The following is a 17,667-nucleotide window of genomic DNA, read 5'->3' as shown; positions in this document are numbered from 1 at the left end:
CCCCGGGCGCCCCGGCTCAGTCCGCCCGGCCCGTGGCCGCCACCGTCACCCCGAGCCCGATCATGGCGAAGCCCCCCGCCCCGCCGATCATCGACAGGCGGCGCTCCGAGCGGCCGAACCAGGAGCGCGCCGCGGAGGCCGTCAGGCCCCAGAGGGTGTCCGTGACCAGGCCGATCGAGATCGGGATCAGGCCCAACAGCAGCATCTGCACGGGCACATGACCGGCCGCCTGGTTCACGAACTGCGGCAGTACGGCGGCGAAGAAGACGATCCCCTTCGGGTTGGTCAGCCCCACCAGAGCGCCGTCGGCCACCGTGCGCAGATCCCCGCGCGCCGCCGGGGCCTCGGGTGTGCGTGCGGTGAGCTTCATCTCCTTGCGGTGCCGGAAGGCCTGTACGCCCAGGAACACCAGATACGCGGCCCCCGCCAGCTTCAGGGCCATGAAGACCACCAGCGAACGCTCGACCACCGCCCCGACACCCAGCGCGACGATCACCACCAGCAGATACGAGCCGAACACATTGCCCAGCGCGGTGGCGACAGCCGTCCTGCGGCCGTGGGCGAGCGCCCGGCCGATGATGAACAGGACGCTCGGCCCCGGGATCGAGATGATCAGCAGTGACATCGCCGCGAAGGCGAGAAAACGATCGGTGGACACCATGTCCCACACCCCCTTGCGGCCCATCCAAGCAGGGTGGCGCGGTCGCTGCCACGGTTGTGGAGAACCGCGCACGGCCGGGCGAGGGGGTGGCGAGATCCAGGTCACGGACACCACGATGGTGGTGACGAGCCCGCCCATCACGGGGAGAGACAGCACTATGCGCACACCGATGACGATCTCCGACTTCCTCGACCGTGCCGAGTGGGGCTTCGCTTCGACGCCCGGAGTGGTCGACGAGCCGAACCAGCCGGCCCGGCCGGTGCCCACCTCCACGTACGGACAGCTCGGCGAACGGGTCCGCGCGTGGCAGGCCGGCTTCGACGCCCTGGGGGTGGGGCCGGGGGAGCGGGTGGCGGTGGTCAGCCACAACTCCACCCGGATGCTGGAGCTGTTGTTCGCCGTACCGATGAGCGGCCGGGTGTGCGTGCCCGTCAACTTCCGGCTCAAGCCGGACGAGATCGACTACATGGTGCGGCAGAGCGGTGCCTCGGTCCTCCTGGTCGACCCCGAGCTGGACGGTGCGCTCTCCGGGGTCAAGGCGCGCCACCGTTTCGTGCTGGGCGAGGAGACCGACACGCAGGTCATGCGGTTCGGTGTGGAGCCGCGCCCGTGGGCGGACCCGGACGAGGACGCCACGGCGACCATCAACTACACCTCGGGCACGACCGCCCGCCCCAAGGGCGTACAGCTCACGCACCGCAACATCTGGGTCAACGGCCTCACCCTCGGCCTGCACACCCGGGCCTGGGAGCGCGACGTCTACATGCACACGCTGCCGATGTTCCACTGCAACGGCTGGGGGATGCCCTTCGTCATGGCCGGACTCGGCGTGAAACAGGTGGCGCTGCGCAAGGTGGACGGGGCGGAGATCCTGCGCCGCGTCGAGGAGCACGGCGTCACGCTGATGTGCGGTGCGCCCGCCGTGTGGAACGCCGTCCTCGACGCCGCGGCGACCTGGGACGGTGAGATCCCCGGCCGCGAGAAGGTGCGTGTCGTGTGCGCGGGAGCGCCGCCGCCGAGCCGGATGATCCAGCGGATGGGCGAGGAACTGGGCTGGGAGTTCACCCAGATCTACGGGCTGACCGAGACCTCCCCTCTCCTCACGTTCAACCGCACCCGGCCCGCCGATGCCGCACTGCCGGCTCAGGAGCGGGCACGGAGGCTGTCCCGTGCGGGAGTTCCCGCGCTCGGGGTCGGGCTGAAGGTCGCGGAGTCCGGTGAGGTCCTGGCCCGTTCGAACACCGTGCTCCAGGGGTACTGGGAGAAGCCCGAGGAGAGCGAAGCGGCCCTGGAGGGCGGCTGGTTCCACACCGGCGACGGCGGGACGATCGACGCGGCGGACGGCCACCTGACGATCTCGGACCGGAAGAAGGACGTGATCATCACGGGGGGTGAGAACGTCTCGTCCATCGAGGTGGAGGACACCATTTTCAGCCACCCGGCGGTCGCCGAGGTCGCTGTCATCGGCGTACCGCACGAGAAGTGGGGCGAGACGATTCTGGCCCTCGTGGTGCTGACCGACGGGGCGACGGTGCAGGAGGCCGACATCATCGCGTACTGCAAGGAGAGGATGGCCGGGTACAAGGCGCCGACCTCCGTCGAGATCCGCGACGCGATTCCGCGTACGGCCACGGGAAAGATCCAGAAGTTCAAGCTGCGCGAGCCCTACTGGAACGGCCTGGACCGCGGCGTCAACTGACCGCCCTCAACACCGCCCCTCCGCTTGGAGGTTGAAGGGTCTCAGGGGGCGCGGTTGGTGCCGGAGCCGGTGAAGGCCGGGGGGCCTGGCGAAGGCAGGCGCAGATTTCGTGGTCCTCCCTTCCGGTTGCGCCGAACCGTCGCCGCAGGTCGCGCGGTACGACTTCGTTGTCAAGGAACCGGCAGGCGTACGTAGGCCCGGGTAAACGGCTTCATATCTTGGGCACGAATTCCACACATCCCCCTCTTCAGCAGGGTTCCGGTGCTCTAGAGTGACGTTGCTTCACTTGCCGGGATACAAACCGACAAATGGCAATCCATTGGCCTGGTGTTATGGGTGGTCAGGGCCTCAGGTGCGGGGAGTACCGAGGTCTCGACGGGCCTGTGCGTGCAGTGCTCAAGTGGCCGGCAAGTCATGAGCAGGGCGGGGGCCCTGCGGGGAGATGAACAGCGCGGCTCGGGGGGCGAGGACCTCCCATGGGGCGGGACTGTGCGGGGGACGGGGGTCTCCCGGGGGGAGGGGCAGTGTTGGGCGACCATGTCGTACCGCTGAAGACCGGGGGAGATTCTGTGGGGCAGGGGGGATTAGTCGGCCCTTTTCCGTTGGCGCACGGGCGCCTGTCGGACGGGGCGATCAACCAGCTCGGGAACGACTGGGAGCAGCGGTACCGACGTACCGTGATCACCGGCGATACCGTGGCGACCGCCTTGGTGGTGGCGTCCATAGGCCAGTTCTTCGGGGCCAGGGACGCGGCCAACTGGCACGAGAAGTGGGGAATTCTCGCCTTCTGCACCGAACTCCTGGTGCTGGGAGCGCTGGCGGTGAGCCGGGCGTGGGCACCGGCCGTGCTCGGCCAGGGTGCCGAGGAGTTCCGCCGGCTCGGACGGGCGCTGTTCACGGCGACCGTCGTACTGGCGCTCGGCGGGATCGCCCTCACCTCGCGCAACATCAAGTTATGGATCTTCGTCGCGATCCCCGCGATCGCGCTCGTCACCATGACCGCGCGGTATGTGCTCCGCCTCTGGCTGCACAAGCAGCGTAAGGAGGGGCGGTGCCTGCGCCCGGTGCTCGCCGCCGGGAGCCCGGACACCGTGAGCGACCTGATCGCCAGAACCCGCAAGTTCCCGCACCTGGGCTGGCGGGTGGAGGCGGTGTGCACGCCGGACGGACTCGGCCTCGACGGCGACCTGTTGGACGACGTGCCGGTCGTCGGGCGTCTCGAGGACGTGGCCACCCACGTCCAGCGCGACGGCTACCGCGTCGTCGCCGTCACGGCGGCCCCGCACTGGTCGCCGGACGGGCTGCAGCGGCTGGCCTGGAACCTCGAAGGCAGCGATGCCGAGATGGTCGTGGCCCCCGTGCTGATGGAGGTGGCGGGACCGCGGCTGCACGTCGACGGCGTGCTCGGGATCCCGCTGCTGAGGGTCAGCATGCCGACCTTCTCCGGGGGCCGCCGGGTGATCAAGGGGTTCGTCGACCGGCTGGGCGCGGCGGCTCTGCTGGTGGTGTTCGCGCCGCTGATGATTCTCGTCGGGCTCTTCGTGCTGGTGGACAGCCGGGGCGGGGCGCTGTACAGCCAGCGCCGAGTCGGCAAGGACGGCGACGAGTTCACCATCTTCAAGTTCCGCACGATGGTCACCGGGGCCCACGGGGCGCGTGCCGCGCTCGCCGACCGCGACGAGGGCGCGGGCCTGCTGTTCAAGGTCCGTCTGGATCCGCGGGTGACCCGGGTGGGAGCGGTGCTGCGCCGGTACTCGCTCGATGAACTCCCGCAGCTGTTCAACGTACTCACCGGCTCGATGTCGCTCGTCGGCCCGCGCCCTCCGCTGCCGGAGGAGTCCGCCGCGTACGGCCCGGACATACGGCGCCGGTTGCTGGTCAAGCCCGGACTCACCGGGCTGTGGCAGATCAGCGGACGCAGCGACCTGCCGTGGGAGGAGGCGGTCCGCCTCGACCTGCGGTACGTGGAGGACTGGTCGCTCGCCCTGGACACGGTGATCTTGTGGAAGACGCTGCGCGCGGTGCTTCGCGGGCAGGGGGCGTACTGATGCGCGGGTGCGGGGGCCGACGTACGGCCGTCACGCGGACCGCAGGCCGCAGGGGCCTGCCTTGGGGGAGGAACGCGTCATGAAGGTCAGTGTTTTCGGGCTCGGCTATGTGGGCTGTGTCTCGGCCGCGTGCCTGGCCGGCATGGGCCACGAGGTCATCGGGGTGGACGTGAACCAGGTGAAGGTCGACCTGGTCAACGACGGCAAGGCCCCGGTGGTCGAGGAACGGATCGGCGAACTCACCGCCGAGGTCGTACGGAGCGGGGCGTTACGCGCCACCACCGACGTCCGCGAGGCGATCGCCGGCAGCGAGATATCGCTGATCTGCGTCGGCACACCGTCGGAGTCCAACGGCAGTCTGTGCACCACGTACTTGGAGCGGGTCACCGAGGAGATCGGTGCCGCGCTGGCCGATCCCGACCGGCGCGGCGGGCGGCACACCGTCGTGTTCCGCAGCACCATGCTCCCGGGCACCTGCCTGGATCTGCTGCTCCCGATCCTGGAGAAGTACGTCGGCGGCACGGCCGGCGTGGACGTAGGGATCGCGGTCAACCCGGAATTCCTGCGCGAGGGCACGAGCGTGAAGGACTTCTTCGACCCGCCCAAGACCGTCATCGGCGAGCTCGACCCGGCAAGCGGCGACGTGGTGCAGAAGCTGTACGACGGCGTGCCCGGCGAGGTGTTCCGGGTGCCGATCCCGGTGGCCGAGGCGATCAAGTACGCGGACAACTCCTTCCACGGCCTCAAGATCGGCTTCGCGAACGAGCTGGGTGCGGTGTGCCAGGCGCTCGGCGTGGACTCGCACCAGGTGATGGACGTGTTCCTGGCCGACCGCAAGCTCAACATCAGCCCCGCCTACCTGCGGCCCGGCTTCGCCTTCGGCGGCTCCTGCCTGCCCAAGGACCTGCGCAGCCTGGTCCACGCCGCGAAGCGGGCCGACGTCTCGGTGCCCATCCTCTCGCATGTGCTGGCGTCCAACTCCGACCATCTCCAGCGCGCGGTCGACCTGGTCGAGCGCACGGGCAAGCGCCGGGTGGGCCTGTTCGGCCTTTCCTTCAAGCCCGGAACCGACGACCTCCGCGAGAGCCCGCTCGTCGAGCTGGCCGAGAGGCTCTTCGGCAAGGGGTACGACCTGCGGATCTACGACGCCAACGTGAGCCTGTCCCGGCTGATCGGCGCGAACCGCGAGTACATCGAGACCCGGCTGCCCCACCTCGCGCAGCTGCTCGCCGACTCGGTCGACGAGGTGCTCGAACACGCCGAGGTGTGCCTGGTCGGAACCAAGGATCCGGCCGTCCTCTCGGCACTGCCCCATGGCGACGGACCGGTGATCGTCGACCTCATCCGCCTTCCCGACGCCGAGGCGCGTCGTTCCGAACCGGGGTACATGGGCCTTGTCTGGTGACACAACGATTGAAGAAACCGCCGGCGGCGACCGGCACGGACGGCGCGCGCTGATCCTCGTGGAGAACCTGTCGGTGCCGTTCGACCGGCGGGTGTGGCAGGAGTGCACGACGCTGCGCGACGCGGGCTGGACGGTGCATGTCATCTGCCCCCAGGGGGAGAAGCGGGACACCGAGCCGGAAGCGGAGATCGAGGGGATACGGATCCACCGCTACCCGCTGCGCGCGGCCACCGGAGGACCGGCCGGCTATCTGAGGGAGTACGGATCGGCGCTGTGGCACACGGCCCGGCTGGCCCGCAAGGTCGGCCCGGTCCACGTGGTGCACGCCTGCAACCCGCCCGACCTGCTGTTCCTGGCGGCGCGGTGGCTGAAGCGGCGCGGCGCGCGGTTCGTATTCGACCAGCACGACCTGGTGCCCGAGCTGTACCTCTCACGGTTCGACCGAGGCGAGGACCTGCTCTACCGCGCCGTGTGCGCGCTGGAGCGGCGGACCTACCGGGCCGCGGACATCGTGCTCGCCACGAACGAGAGCTACCGTGACGTCGCGGTACGCCGCGGCGGCCGGCGCCCCGAGGACGTCTTCGTGGTGCGCAGCGCACCCCAGGTCGAGCGCTTCCAACCGGTCGCACCCGAACCGGAGTTGAAGCAGGGCAAGCCTCATCTGCTGTGCTATCTCGGTGTGATGGGTCCTCAGGACGGCGTCGACTACGCCCTGCGTGCCCTGGCGAAGATGCGCGACGAGCTCGGGCGGACCGACTGGCATGCCGTGTTCATCGGCTCAGGCGACGCCTTCGACGCGATGGTGGAGCTGTCGCGGCAGCTCGGACTCGCCGAGCAGGTGCAGTTCACCGGGCGCATCCCGGACGCCGACCTGGTGCGCTATCTGTCGACCGCGGACGTGTGCCTCTCGCCCGACCCGCGCAATCCGCTCAACGACGTGTCGACCATGAACAAGGTCCTGGAGTACATGGCGATGGGCAGGCCGGTCGTCTCGTTCGACCTGAAGGAGGCGCGCGTCTCCGCCGGTGACGCCGCCGTCTACGCCGCCGACGACGACGAGGCCGCATTCGCCGGGCTCGTCGTGCGGTTGCTGGACGATCCGGAACAGCGGGCCCGGATGGGCAAGATCGGTCAGGAGCGCGTCAATGGGCCGCTCTCCTGGCGGAACTCACAGGCGTCGCTGCTCGCCGCATACGCCGCCGCCTGCCAGGACCGCACCGCGGTGAAGGCCGGCGGACGGCTTCGTACGGGGAAGAGGCGGCGCACGTGAGCGACGACACGATTCGTCTGGTCACGATCGGGCGGATGTTCCGCTGGCGCTGGCGGTTCCTCGTCATCGTCGCCATCGTGGGCGCGCTCGTCGGCTACGGCGCCTCGGTGGCGTTCCCGCCGCGGTACACGGCCTCGGCATCGGTCCTGCTGCCGGGGCAGTGGGAGGAGCGCCAGCTGCTGACCCAGGTGGACATCGCGACCAGCTCGACGGTGATCGACCGTACGGCCGACAAGCTCGGCTGGAACGGCGTCAGCGGCAGCGAACTGCGGGACCAGGTGGGTGCGAAGGCCGCCGACGGGAACATCATCACGATCTCGGGTACGGCCGAGACCCCCGAGCGCGCCCAGCAGCTCGCCGACCTGCTGGCCAAGGAATTCGTCACGTTCGCCGCGCGGTTCGCGGGCGGGAGCTCCGGCTCCACGGCGACATCGGGCCTCGACGACCTGCGCAAGCAGGTGGTGGAGTCCAACCGCCGCATCACCGAGCTGGCCAAGGCGGCCGATCCGGGGCAGAGCGTGGAGAGCGTGCAGGCCCGCACCGCGCTCCAGAAACTGAGCACCTCGCTGGAAGAGGCCATGACGAAGCTGAACGAGGCCGACCCGGCGACCGCGGCGGCCAACATGGCCGTCATGGGCCCCGCGGCCCGGCCGACGGGCGAGGCGCCGCCGACGAAGATGCAACTCGTCGTCGGCGGGGCGCTGCTGTTCTTCCTGCTCGGGATCGTCGGCCATCTCGTCGCCGCACGCATGGACCGCCGGCTGCGCACCGAACAGGAGATCGCCGCGGCACTGGGCTCCTCGCTCCTCGGCATCGTCGAGGTCCCCGAGGAACGGCACGCGCACCAGCCGCAGGGCAGCGGCCCGTGGGCCCTGGTGCGCCGAGTACTCGGCGCCGATACCCGGTGGGACGAGCAGGTCCCGCAGAGGGCGGGCGACGAGGCCGGCAGAAGGATCCGCTACCGGCGGGTGTACGCCCGCGTCAGAGACCAACGCCCTGACCCCCGGCGCCTGTTGACGGTCGTGCCGCAGGGCGACGAGATCGCGCTGCGGGCCGCCGAGCAGCTCGTCGCCGAGGCCGGGAACGACACGTCCTCGTCCCCTTCCTCATCCTCGTCCTCGTCGAGCAGTGGAAACCCCATGCTGCGGGTGGTGGAGGTGTCGGTGGACCGGCCGACCGTGCCGGACCGCGACACCGAGTCCGGCGCCCTGGTCGTCCTCAGCGCGGGCAGCTGGACCGCGGAGGAGCTCGCCGGCATCGCCGAGGCATGCGCGGACGCCAGGCAGGAGGTCGTCGGCATCGTCGTCGCCGACAGGGTCCGTGCCCTTCCGGGACGGTCCGGCGGACAGCCGCCGGACCACGCCGCTCCGGCGCTCGCGGGGCGCGGCCAGACGACGGGAGGTTCGGCATGACGACGGACAAGACGGCGGAGTCGTCGCCGGCCGCTCCGCTCTTCGACCTGCAGGGTCTGGTGGTCGCCGTACGCAGGCGCCGCCATCTCTGGAGCGCCATGGCAGTCCTCGGCCTCCTGCTCGGAGCGGCGGCAGCGGTCCTGATGCCCCCGCCGCCGACCGCGGTGGTCAAGGTGCTGGTCACGCACGCGGAGGACCAGGCGAACGACACCGGAACGCTGATGCGCACCGACGTCCAGTTGCTCGGGACGACGCGTATCGCCCGCAAGGCCCTTCAGGAGCTCAAGTCCCCTGAGCAGCCGGAGAACTTCATGAAGGACTACCGGGGCACCGGCCTGACCAACAACCTGCTGCAGATCGATGTGACCGGCGACACCGACGCGGAAGCGGTGGCCCGGGCCGAGGCGCTGGCCACCGTGTTCGTCACGGACCATGTGCAGCGGATGCTGGACACCGCGAAAGCCGAGTCCAAGGCCCTGATCGACCAGCGCGACCGTATGCGGGACGAGCTCACCCAGGTCAACGAATCGATCGGAACCCAGACCTCGGCGAGCGACCCCAAAGCGGCGGCGAGCCTCGAGTCGCTCTTCGCCCGCCGCGCCGAACTCAACTCGCGGATCGCCGACTTCGACCTGCGCGCCGCGGACGCCCGCACCGGCACACCCAAGGTGATCGCCGGCACGCAGATCGTGGACGCCGCGCACGCGGTACGGCACTCGCTGCCCAAGACCGTCGTCACCAACGCCGCGATCGGGTTCGTCCTGGGGCTCGTCCTCGGGCTCGTGGTGGCCGCGGTCGGCACCGTGGTGGCGGACCGCCCCGTACTGCGCCGGGACATCGCGGCGAACCTGGGCGCCTCGGTCATCGCGGAACTGCCCCGCAGGTCGGGCAGGCCGTGGCGGCGCCGGCGGACCCGGAAGGCACGGACACGCCTCACCGCCACGCTGGCCCGCACCGTACGCGGCTCCGCGGAACCGGTGTCGCTGCTGGAACTGGGCTGCGCGCGCAGCGCGAGCACGATCGCCCTGAACGTCGCCGGGGCGTTGGCCGCGGACGGGCCGACGGTGATCATCGACGGACTGCCCGGCGCGCACCTCGCGAAGCGCCGCCCGAAGTCGGGAGATGTCACCGTGGTCGGCGGCGAGCACGCCGCGGAGGTCTCGACGCAGCAGCACCGGCTCGGCATCGGCTCGGTGGCGCCCGGCACGGCATGGACCGACCTCCAGTACCTCGGCACACGGACCGTGCTCGTCGTACGGGCCGGGCGCGGCAGCTCGGCATGGCTGCACACCGTGGCCCGGCAACTCGCGGACCAGCAGATTCCGGTCATCGGCGTGGTGCTGATCGACCCCGATCCGCGCGACCGTACCGACGGCACGCTGTGGGACGGCCTCGACACCGCGCTGCGTGGCCGCAGCGAGCGACCCGAACGGCTGCACGGGACGGCCCAACTGCGGCCGGAGCGGCAGCCGATGTGGGCCGCAGGCGGTCCGCACAACGACCAGGAGGCGTGGTAGGTCATGTGTGGCATCGCAGGTACGTACCGATGGCCGGACGGCAAGGTCGTCACCGACCGGCTCACCGAGGCCCTCGCCCACCGCGGTCCTGACGGGGCCGGCCGCTACGGCCACCCCGTCGGCGACGGCACGGTACAGCTCGGGCACCGACGGCTGGCCATCATCGACCTGTCCGAGACCGGCGCCCAGCCGATGGTCAAGGACGGCCTCGCCCTGACGTACAACGGCGAGCTGTACAACGCGCCGGAGCTGCGTACCGAACTGGAGTCCGCCGGGGTGCGCTTCCGCGGTACGTCCGACACCGAGGTGGTGCTCGAAGCCTGGCGGCGCTGGGGCACGGACTGCCTGCCCCGGCTGCGCGGCATGTTCGCGTTCGGGATCTTCGACGAGCGCTCCGGCGAACTCACGCTCGCCCGTGACCAGTTGGGCATCAAGCCACTGTTCCTGATCCGGCGCGGCGAGGGCCTGGCGTTCGCCTCCGAGCTCAAGGCGCTCGCCGCCGCGACCGACGGCAAGCTGGAGGTGGACCATGCGGCGATGGTGGCCTCGCTCCTCTACTACTGGGTGCCCGACTCACGGTGCGCGTACCGCGAGGCGGAGAAGCTGCCGCCGGGCAGCTGGCTGCGGCGGCGGCCCGACGGCCGGGTGGACCGCGGCCGTTACTGGAACCTCAGGGACGTCGCCACCGAGGGCCAGGAGCGGGCCAGGTCCGGCGAGCTGCCGGACATCGCCGCCGTCGTCGAGGAGTCGACCCGGCGCCACCTGCTCTCCGACGTCCCCGTGGCGACCTTCCTCTCCGGCGGCCTCGACTCCAGCTGGCTGACCGCGCTGGCGGCGCGCGACCGGCCGGGGATCTCCGCGTACACCATCGGATTCCGCGCCGAGGACGCCAAGTTCGAGGCGATGCCCGACGACCTGCGCTACGCCCGGCAGGTGGCCGAGCAGTTCGGCGTCGACCTCCACGAGATCGAGATCGCCCCGAACGTGCTCGACCTGCTGCCGCAGATGACGCACCACCTGGACGAGCCGATCGGCGACCCCGCCGCGATCAACACGTACCTGATCTGCTCGGCCGCCCGGGAAGCAGGCGTCAAGGTGATGCTCTCGGGCATGGGCGCCGACGAACTGTTCGCCGGATACCGCAAACACCTGGCCAACACCCTGGCCCTGCGCTACCAGCGCGTCCCGCGACCCCTGCGCAGCGGAATCTCCAGGGTCGTGGACCGGCTGCCGGTCGCCACGTCACGCCGGGGATTCCGTTCGGTGCGCTTCGCGAAGCGGTTCCTCTCCTTCGCCGATCTGCCGGAGGAGACCGCGTTCCGGCGCAGCTACACGATGTACGACCAGGAGGAGCTGCTCGCGCTGATCGACCCGGACCTGGCCGGGACGGTCGACGACGTACTGACCGAGCATGCGGACGTCTACGAGGACAACAACCTCGACGACTTCGTCAACCGCATGTGCCTGGGCGACGCCCGGATGTTCCTGCCGGGCCTCAACCTCGCGTACACGGACCGCTCCAGCATGGCCGCGTCGACCGAGGTGCGGGTGCCGTACGTGGACGTCGAGGTGGTCAAGGCGGCGTTCGCCGTGCCGGGCGACCGCAAGATCGCCGGACGGCAGGGCAAGGCCGTCCTCAAGGAGGCGGCCACCTCGATCCTCCCCCGGGAGATCGTCTACCGGCCCAAGGGCCTGTTCAGCGCGCCGCTGCGGGCCTGGATGAGCCGGGATCTGGCGCCGCTGGTCCGCGAGGTCATCAACGACGGCGAGCTCGTACGGTCCGGGTTCCTGCGCCGCGACGCGCTGGCGCGGATGGTCGCCGAGGACGCCTCGGGGCAGCGGGACTTCTCCAAGCATCTGTGGCACGTACTGACCCTCGAGTACTGGTATCGGGGCGCGATCTCCGGGTCCGGCCAGAGCACTCACAACACGGCTTAGGAATCAGAGGAGTTCGGGTGAAGCAGGTTGTACAGAACTACAAGAGCGGCGAGCTGGCGCTGCTCGACGTACCGGTGCCGGGGTGCAAGCCGGGCGGTGTGGTGGTCCGCAGCGTCTACTCGCTGATCTCCACCGGGACCGAGCTCATGAAGGTGTCCGAGGCCGGCATGTCGATGGTGGGCAAGGCACGCTCCCGGCCCGACCAGGTGGCCAAGGTCATGCAGAGCGTGGCCACCAACGGGGTGCCCGCCACGTACCGCAAGGTGATGGGCAAGCTCGACTCCTATACGCCGCTCGGCTATTCGCTGTGCGGAGTGGTCGAGCAGGTCGGCGCGGGCGTCGACGATGTGGCGGTGGGCGATCTGGTCGCCTGCGCCGGCAATGAACACGCCCTGCACGCCGAGCTGAACTGGGTGCCGAAGAACCTCTACGCCCCGGTGCCCGAGGGCCTCGCGCCGCGCCACGCGGCCTTCGGCACCGTCGGGTCGATCGCGATGCAGGGCGTCCGCCAGGGCGAGCCGCAGCTCGGCGAGGTGGCGCTGGTCATCGGCCTCGGGCTGATCGGCCAGCTGGTCGTACAGCTCCTCACCGCAGCGGGTGTACGTGTCGTCGGCGTCGACCCCGACCCGGCGCGCTGCGAGCTCGCCGAGCGTACGGGCGCCGTGGCCTGCGGAGATCCGGAGTCCAAGGCCGTGGAGGCGGCCGTCGCCGAACTCACCGGCGGGCACGGCGTGGACCAGGTGTACCTGGCCGCCGGCGGCGGCAGCAATCAGCCCGTCGAGCTGGCCGCCCGGCTCTGCAGGGACCGCGGCCGGGTCGTCGACATCGGCAAGTGCCGGCTGGACCTGCCGTGGAACGCGTACTACGAGAAGGAACTCGACGTCCGCTTCTCCCGCAGTTACGGTCCCGGGCGCTACGACCCCGCGTACGAACTGGAGGGCCGCGACTACCCGATCGGATACGTGCGCTGGACCGAGCGCCGCAACCTGGCGTGCTTCCTCGACCTCGTCGCCCGCGGCCGCGTCGACGTGGAGCCCCTGATCTCCCACGTCGCCGACTTCGACGACGCCGTCGAGACGTACCAGCGTCTGAAGGACGGCGAACTGAAGGCCGTGGCCGTGCTGTTCCGCTACCCCGAGCAGGAGGTCGAGGCAGCGGAGAAGGCGGCCCCGGAGGTGGCCGTGCCCGCCGTCGCGGTCGAGGTCAAGCGGAGTGCGGCGCGGGTCGCCAGTGCCCCGGTGCGCCTCGCGTTCGTCGGCGCGGGGAACTACGCGACGTCGATGCTGCTGCCGCACCTGGCGGGGCGCGAAGGCGTCGAGCTGGCCACGGTCGTCACCACCACGGCGCTGTCCGCGGCCAACGCGCAGCGGAAGTTCGGCTTCGCCGAGGCGACCACCGACCTCGACGCCGTGCTCGGCGACAAGTCCATCGACGCGGTGTTCGTGGTCACCCGGCACAGCTCGCACGCCGAACTGACCCGCCAGGCATTGCTCGCCGGCAAGACCGTGTTCGTGGAGAAGCCCCTGGCCCTCACCGAGGACGAACTGGCCGGCGTGCTCGCGGCGGTGGAGGAGTCCGGCAACGACCGCCTGCAGGTGGGCTTCAACCGCCGGTTCGCGCCGCTGCTCCAGGAGGCCAAGAAACGGTTCGGCACCCGGAGCGGACCGGCGAGCCTGCGCTATCTGGTCAACGCGGGCCGGCTCCAGCACGGCAGCTGGTACCTCCAGCAGAGCAGCGAGGGCTCGCGGTTCGCCGGCGAGGGCGGGCACTTCATCGACACGGCGAACTGGCTGCTCGGGGCCGACCCGGTCTCGGTGTACGCGGTCGCCACGCACGGCAACGACGACCTTCAGGTCGTCCTGCGCTATCCGGACGGATCCACCGCCACCATCAGCTACGTCACCACAGGACCAGCCGGCCTCCCCAAGGAGACGCTCGACCTGATCGCCGACGGCCGCGCGCTGCGGCTCGACGACTTCGTCCGTGCCTCGGTGTACGCGGAGGGCGGGGCCGGGCCCAAGAAGTGGGTCAGTTCGCGGCTGCCCAAGGCCCGGGACAAGGGCCAGAACGCCGAACTGGCCGCGTTCATCAAGGCCGTACGGACCGGCGGCCCGATGCCGGTGCCGCTGGACTCGCTCGTCGCCACCACCGCGGCCACCCTCGCCGTGCAGGTCGGCCTGGCCGGCGGTGCGCCGGTGACGCTGGCGAGGCCGCGATGACTGTGAGCTCGGGGAGTCCAGGCTGGTACCTGCGGCGGCTGTCCCGGATGGGGCCGCAGGAGATCGGCGGCCGGGCCGGCGACGCGGTGCGCAGACGCCGGTGGCGCTCGGCCCAGCCCGACGGCCCGACCGTGACCGGCGCCCGGTTCACCGCGGTCCTGCCCGCCGGGACGATCGCCGCCGTACCTCCGGACGCCGCGAAACGCCTCGTCGCCGATGCGGACCGGCTGATGGACGGGCACGCCGAGTACTTCGGGGTGTTACGCGAAGACCTGGCCGACCCGGACTGGTGGCTCGACCCGAAGACCGGGCGCCGCGCCCCGTCCGGCTACGCCTTCGACGTGCCGTACCGCAGCGAGGACGCGGTCGGCGACATCAAGCAGATCTGGGAACCGTCCCGGCACCAGCACCTGACCGTGCTCGCCGCCGCCTATGCGATCACCGGCGACGAGCGGTATGCCGAGCGCGTGGCGGAGCATCTGCGGTCGTGGTGGGAGGCCAATCCGCCGCTGCGCGGCGTGCACTGGATCAGCGGCATCGAACTGGGCATCCGGCTGCTGTCCTGGGTGTGGGTCCGCCGGCTGCTCGAAGGCTGGCCGGGCGCGGCCGGGCTGTTCGAGGACAACCCGGTGGCGCTGAACCAGATCTGGCACCACCAGCGCTGGCTGGCCGCCTTCCCCAGCCGGGGGTCGTCGGCGAACAACCACATCATCGCCGAGGCCGCAGGACAGCTCGCCGCGGCCTGCGCGTTCAACTTCTTTCCCTCCTCCGCGCGTTGGCAGGCCGGCGCGCTGCGGTCGCTGGAGCGGCACCTGCGCGGCAACACCTTCCTCTCCGGCCTCAACCGCGAACTGGCCACCGAATATCACGGCCTGGTCCTTGAACTCGGGCTTGCCGCGGTGGCCGAAGCGAATGCCGCCGGTGTCCCGGTTCCCGCGACCGTACGCCTCGTACTGCTGCGGATGACCGACGCGCTCGCGGCCATCGTGGACAACCGGCTGCGGCCGCCGCGCCAGGGAGACGCGGACGACGGCCACGGTCTGATCGTGGACGGTACGGGCACCGACCGCTGGGCCTCGCTGCTCGCCACCGGGGAGGCCGTGTTCGGCCGGCTCGACTGGTGGCCGGACGTGACGGGCACCGATGTGCGCACCCCGCTCCTTGCCGCGCTCATCAAGCCCGGCAGCCCGACCGTGTCCCGCCCGGCGAGCCGGCCGGCGCACTTCGCCGACGCGGGGCTCACCATCCTGCGCGGTCCGGAAGAGATCTGGTGCCGCTGCGACGGCGGTCCGCACGGCTTCCTGTCCATCGCCGCGCACGCCCACGCGGACGCGCTGTCCGTGGAGGTCCGGCGCGACGGGGTCGATGTGCTCGCCGACCCGGGCACGTTCTGCTACCACGGGCAGCCCAAGTGGCGGCAGTACTTCCGGTCGACCCTCGGCCACAACACCCTGCAGCTGGACGGCGACGACCAGTCCGTCTCCGGCGGCCCCTTCCTGTGGACCAGGCACGCCCGCAGCCGGGTCCTGGAAGCGGCAGCGGACCACTGGAGCGCCGAACACGACGGCTACCAGGGCGCCGTGCACCTTCGCCGCGTAGAACTGGAGTCCACAACACAGGAGTTGAGGGTGATCGACGAGGTACGGGGCCCGAGCCGCTCCGTGCGCCTGGCGTTCCACCTCGGCCCGGAGATCACCGCGGACCTGGTGGGGAACCGGGCCCAGCTCACCTGGACGCGGGACGGCGAGGACCGCCGAGCGGTGCTCGACCTGCCAGGGCAGCTGTCCTGGCGGGCGCATCGCGGCGAGAGCGACCCGCCGCTGGGCTGGTACTCCGCCGGATTCGGGCGTAAGCAACCCAGTACGACACTGGTCGGCACCGGCACCGGCTCCGCCGACGGCACGGAGGGCTTCACCACCGTGCTCAGGTTCCGCGGATAAGGGGCGCACGTGGGGATCAAGAGGAGAAACTGGGCGCTGGCGGTGGCACCGCTCGCGCTGGTCCTGCTGGCCGCGACCGGCTGTGACAGTACGGGCGCGGGCACGGGAACGGGCACGTCGGACGCCGGGGCGAAGCCGAAGGCCGCGCCGTCGTCCACGCCCGTGGCCTCGGTGTGCGCCAAGCCCGCGGCCGGCCCCGCGAAGGCGCCTGCCGGCGCGGTGACGGTCGACCCCGCGGTGGTCGGCGACCTGGCGGCCAAGACCAAGAACAGCCCCCCGGGCACCACGTTCTGGCTCCGGCCGGGCAAGCACAGGCTCGAAGCGGACCGCTACGCCCAGGTCCTCCCCAAGAAGGGGGACCAGTACCTCGGTGCGCCGGGCGCGGTGTTCGACGGCGGGAAGAAGAACCAGTACGCGTTCGGCGGCAGCGCCCCCGATGTCACCATCCGCCATCTGACGGTGCAGCACTTCGTCGCGCCGCAGGACGAGGGTGTGGTCAACCACGACTCGGCCGACGGGTGGGTCATCGAGCACGCGACGATCCAGTACAACTCGGCAGCCGGGCTGATGGCCGGCTCCCGCCAGCAGATGCGCGCCAACTGCCTGCGCGAGAACGGCCAGTACGGCCTGAACGCGTACAAGGGGACCGGCCTTCTCAGCGGCCTGGTGCTCGAAGGCAACGAGATCGTGGGCAACAACACCGGCGACTGGGAGCGGCTGCGCAAGGGCTGCGGCTGTACCGGAGGCGTGAAGTTCTGGGCCGTCAACGGCGCGGACGTGCGCGGCAATTGGGTCCACGACAACCGCGGAACCGGGCTGTGGGCGGACACCAACAACAACGACTTCCGTATCGAGAAGAACGTGATCGAGGCCAACGACGGTGCCGCGCTGATCTACGAGACCAGCTACAACGCGGTCATCAGGAACAACACGATCCGGCGGAACAACTGGGTCGACGGCCGCAAGCAGGCCAAGGCGGGCGACAGCTTCCCGTTTGCCACCGTCTATATCTCGGAATCCGGCGGCGAACCCCGGGTCAAGGCCCGCACCGACAAGATCGAGATCTACGGCAACGAGCTGGAGAACAACTGGTCGGGGATCACCCTGTGGGAGAACGCCGACCGGTTCTGCAACAGCCCGGCCAACACCTCGTCCGGCGACTGCACCCTGCTGGTGAAGAAGACCGGCAGCTGCGCGAAACCGGCGATCGCCAAGCCCCCGCTCTACGCCGACTGCCGGTGGAAGACCCAGCGGGTGGACATCCACGACAACCGCTTCGTGCTGGAGACGTCCGTCGTCAAGTGCACCGAGAAGTGCGACCGCATGGCGGTCCTCTCCAACTACGGCACCTACCCGGACTGGTCGCCGTACAAGGGCGAGCGGGTGGCCGAGGCGATCACCCTCGCCCAGCACAACAGCTGGCACGACAACACCTACATCGGACCGTGGAAGTTCGTCGCCCAGGACACGAGCAAGGTCATCACCTCCGGGGAGTGGCAGCGCGCGCCGTACCAGCAGGACAAGGGCAGCACCTTCCGCGCACAGGCAGGTGGTTGAG

The 17,667-nt window shown here is 70.5% G+C and carries 11 protein-coding genes; 10 read left to right on the top strand and 1 reads right to left on the bottom strand.

Annotation, left to right across the window (positions count from 1 at the left end; all coding sequences use genetic code 11):
- Positions 1-16 precede the first annotated feature (16 nt).
- A complete protein-coding gene (locus tag AB0H78_RS07290; protein WP_363233274.1) occupies positions 17-661 on the bottom strand; it encodes a LysE family translocator in 645 nt (214 codons plus the stop codon).
- Positions 662-818: 157 nt separating this feature from the next.
- On the opposite strand from AB0H78_RS07290, the gene AB0H78_RS07285 reads away from it, so the two are divergent.
- The 10 genes from AB0H78_RS07285 to AB0H78_RS07240 all read left to right on the top strand — a co-directional run bounded on the left by AB0H78_RS07285 (position 819) and on the right by AB0H78_RS07240 (position 17,666).
- Positions 819-2,360 (top strand): AMP-binding protein, encoded by a 1,542-nt coding sequence (locus AB0H78_RS07285; RefSeq protein WP_363233273.1) that lies wholly within the window; start codon positions 819-821, stop codon positions 2,358-2,360.
- Positions 2,361-2,929: 569 nt separating this feature from the next.
- Positions 2,930-4,408: a sugar transferase gene (locus AB0H78_RS07280; protein WP_363233439.1), complete on the top strand. Its 1,479-nt coding sequence runs from the start codon at positions 2,930-2,932 to the stop codon at positions 4,406-4,408.
- A 79-nt stretch (positions 4,409-4,487) separates the two neighbouring features.
- A complete protein-coding gene (locus AB0H78_RS07275; RefSeq protein WP_363233272.1) occupies positions 4,488-5,813 on the top strand; it encodes a nucleotide sugar dehydrogenase in 1,326 nt (441 codons plus the stop codon).
- Positions 5,803-7,083 (top strand): glycosyltransferase family 4 protein, encoded by a 1,281-nt coding sequence (locus AB0H78_RS07270; RefSeq protein WP_363233271.1) that lies wholly within the window; start codon positions 5,803-5,805, stop codon positions 7,081-7,083. The genes AB0H78_RS07275 and AB0H78_RS07270 overlap by 11 nt, the downstream gene beginning before the upstream one ends.
- Positions 7,080-8,495: a Wzz/FepE/Etk N-terminal domain-containing protein gene (locus tag AB0H78_RS07265; protein WP_363233270.1), complete on the top strand. Its 1,416-nt coding sequence runs from the start codon at positions 7,080-7,082 to the stop codon at positions 8,493-8,495. The genes AB0H78_RS07270 and AB0H78_RS07265 overlap by 4 nt, the downstream gene beginning before the upstream one ends.
- Positions 8,492-10,012: a Wzz/FepE/Etk N-terminal domain-containing protein gene (locus tag AB0H78_RS07260; RefSeq protein ID WP_363233269.1), complete on the top strand. Its 1,521-nt coding sequence runs from the start codon at positions 8,492-8,494 to the stop codon at positions 10,010-10,012. Before AB0H78_RS07265 ends, AB0H78_RS07260 begins: the two co-directional genes overlap by 4 nt.
- Positions 10,013-10,015: 3 nt before the next feature.
- Positions 10,016-11,950, top strand: a complete 1,935-nt coding sequence (gene asnB / locus AB0H78_RS07255; protein ID WP_363233268.1) for an asparagine synthase (glutamine-hydrolyzing) — start codon at positions 10,016-10,018, stop codon at positions 11,948-11,950.
- 17 nt (positions 11,951-11,967) lie between these two features.
- Positions 11,968-14,169 (top strand): bi-domain-containing oxidoreductase, encoded by a 2,202-nt coding sequence (locus AB0H78_RS07250; protein ID WP_363233267.1) that lies wholly within the window; start codon positions 11,968-11,970, stop codon positions 14,167-14,169.
- Positions 14,166-16,109: an alginate lyase family protein gene (locus AB0H78_RS07245; RefSeq protein ID WP_363233266.1), complete on the top strand. Its 1,944-nt coding sequence runs from the start codon at positions 14,166-14,168 to the stop codon at positions 16,107-16,109. Before AB0H78_RS07250 ends, AB0H78_RS07245 begins: the two co-directional genes overlap by 4 nt.
- Positions 16,110-16,118: 9 nt before the next feature.
- Complete coding sequence (locus AB0H78_RS07240) at positions 16,119-17,666, top strand: right-handed parallel beta-helix repeat-containing protein (protein WP_363233265.1); 1,548 nt, start codon at positions 16,119-16,121, stop codon at positions 17,664-17,666.
- Position 17,667: the final 1 nt, after the last annotated feature.

This window comes from Streptomyces sp. NPDC050738, from assembly GCF_040654175.1.
In the GTDB taxonomy this organism is placed as follows: Bacteria; Actinomycetota; Actinomycetes; order Streptomycetales; family Streptomycetaceae; genus Streptomyces.
This window is presented reverse-complemented; position numbering and strand designations above follow the sequence as displayed.

What these genes read in the sequence shown, in the direction of transcription:
- AB0H78_RS07290 (WP_363233274.1), bottom strand. Translation starts at nt 661, where the DNA reads ATGGTGTCCACCGATCGTTTTCTCGCCTTCGCGGCGATGTCACTGCTG.
- AB0H78_RS07285 (WP_363233273.1), top strand. Translation starts at nt 819, where the DNA reads ATGCGCACACCGATGACGATCTCCGACTTCCTCGACCGTGCCGAGTGG.
- AB0H78_RS07275 (WP_363233272.1), top strand. Translation starts at nt 4,488, where the DNA reads ATGAAGGTCAGTGTTTTCGGGCTCGGCTATGTGGGCTGTGTCTCGGCC.
- AB0H78_RS07260 (WP_363233269.1), top strand. Translation starts at nt 8,492, where the DNA reads ATGACGACGGACAAGACGGCGGAGTCGTCGCCGGCCGCTCCGCTCTTC.
- asnB (WP_363233268.1), top strand. Translation starts at nt 10,016, where the DNA reads ATGTGTGGCATCGCAGGTACGTACCGATGGCCGGACGGCAAGGTCGTC.
- AB0H78_RS07245 (WP_363233266.1), top strand. Translation starts at nt 14,166, where the DNA reads ATGACTGTGAGCTCGGGGAGTCCAGGCTGGTACCTGCGGCGGCTGTCC.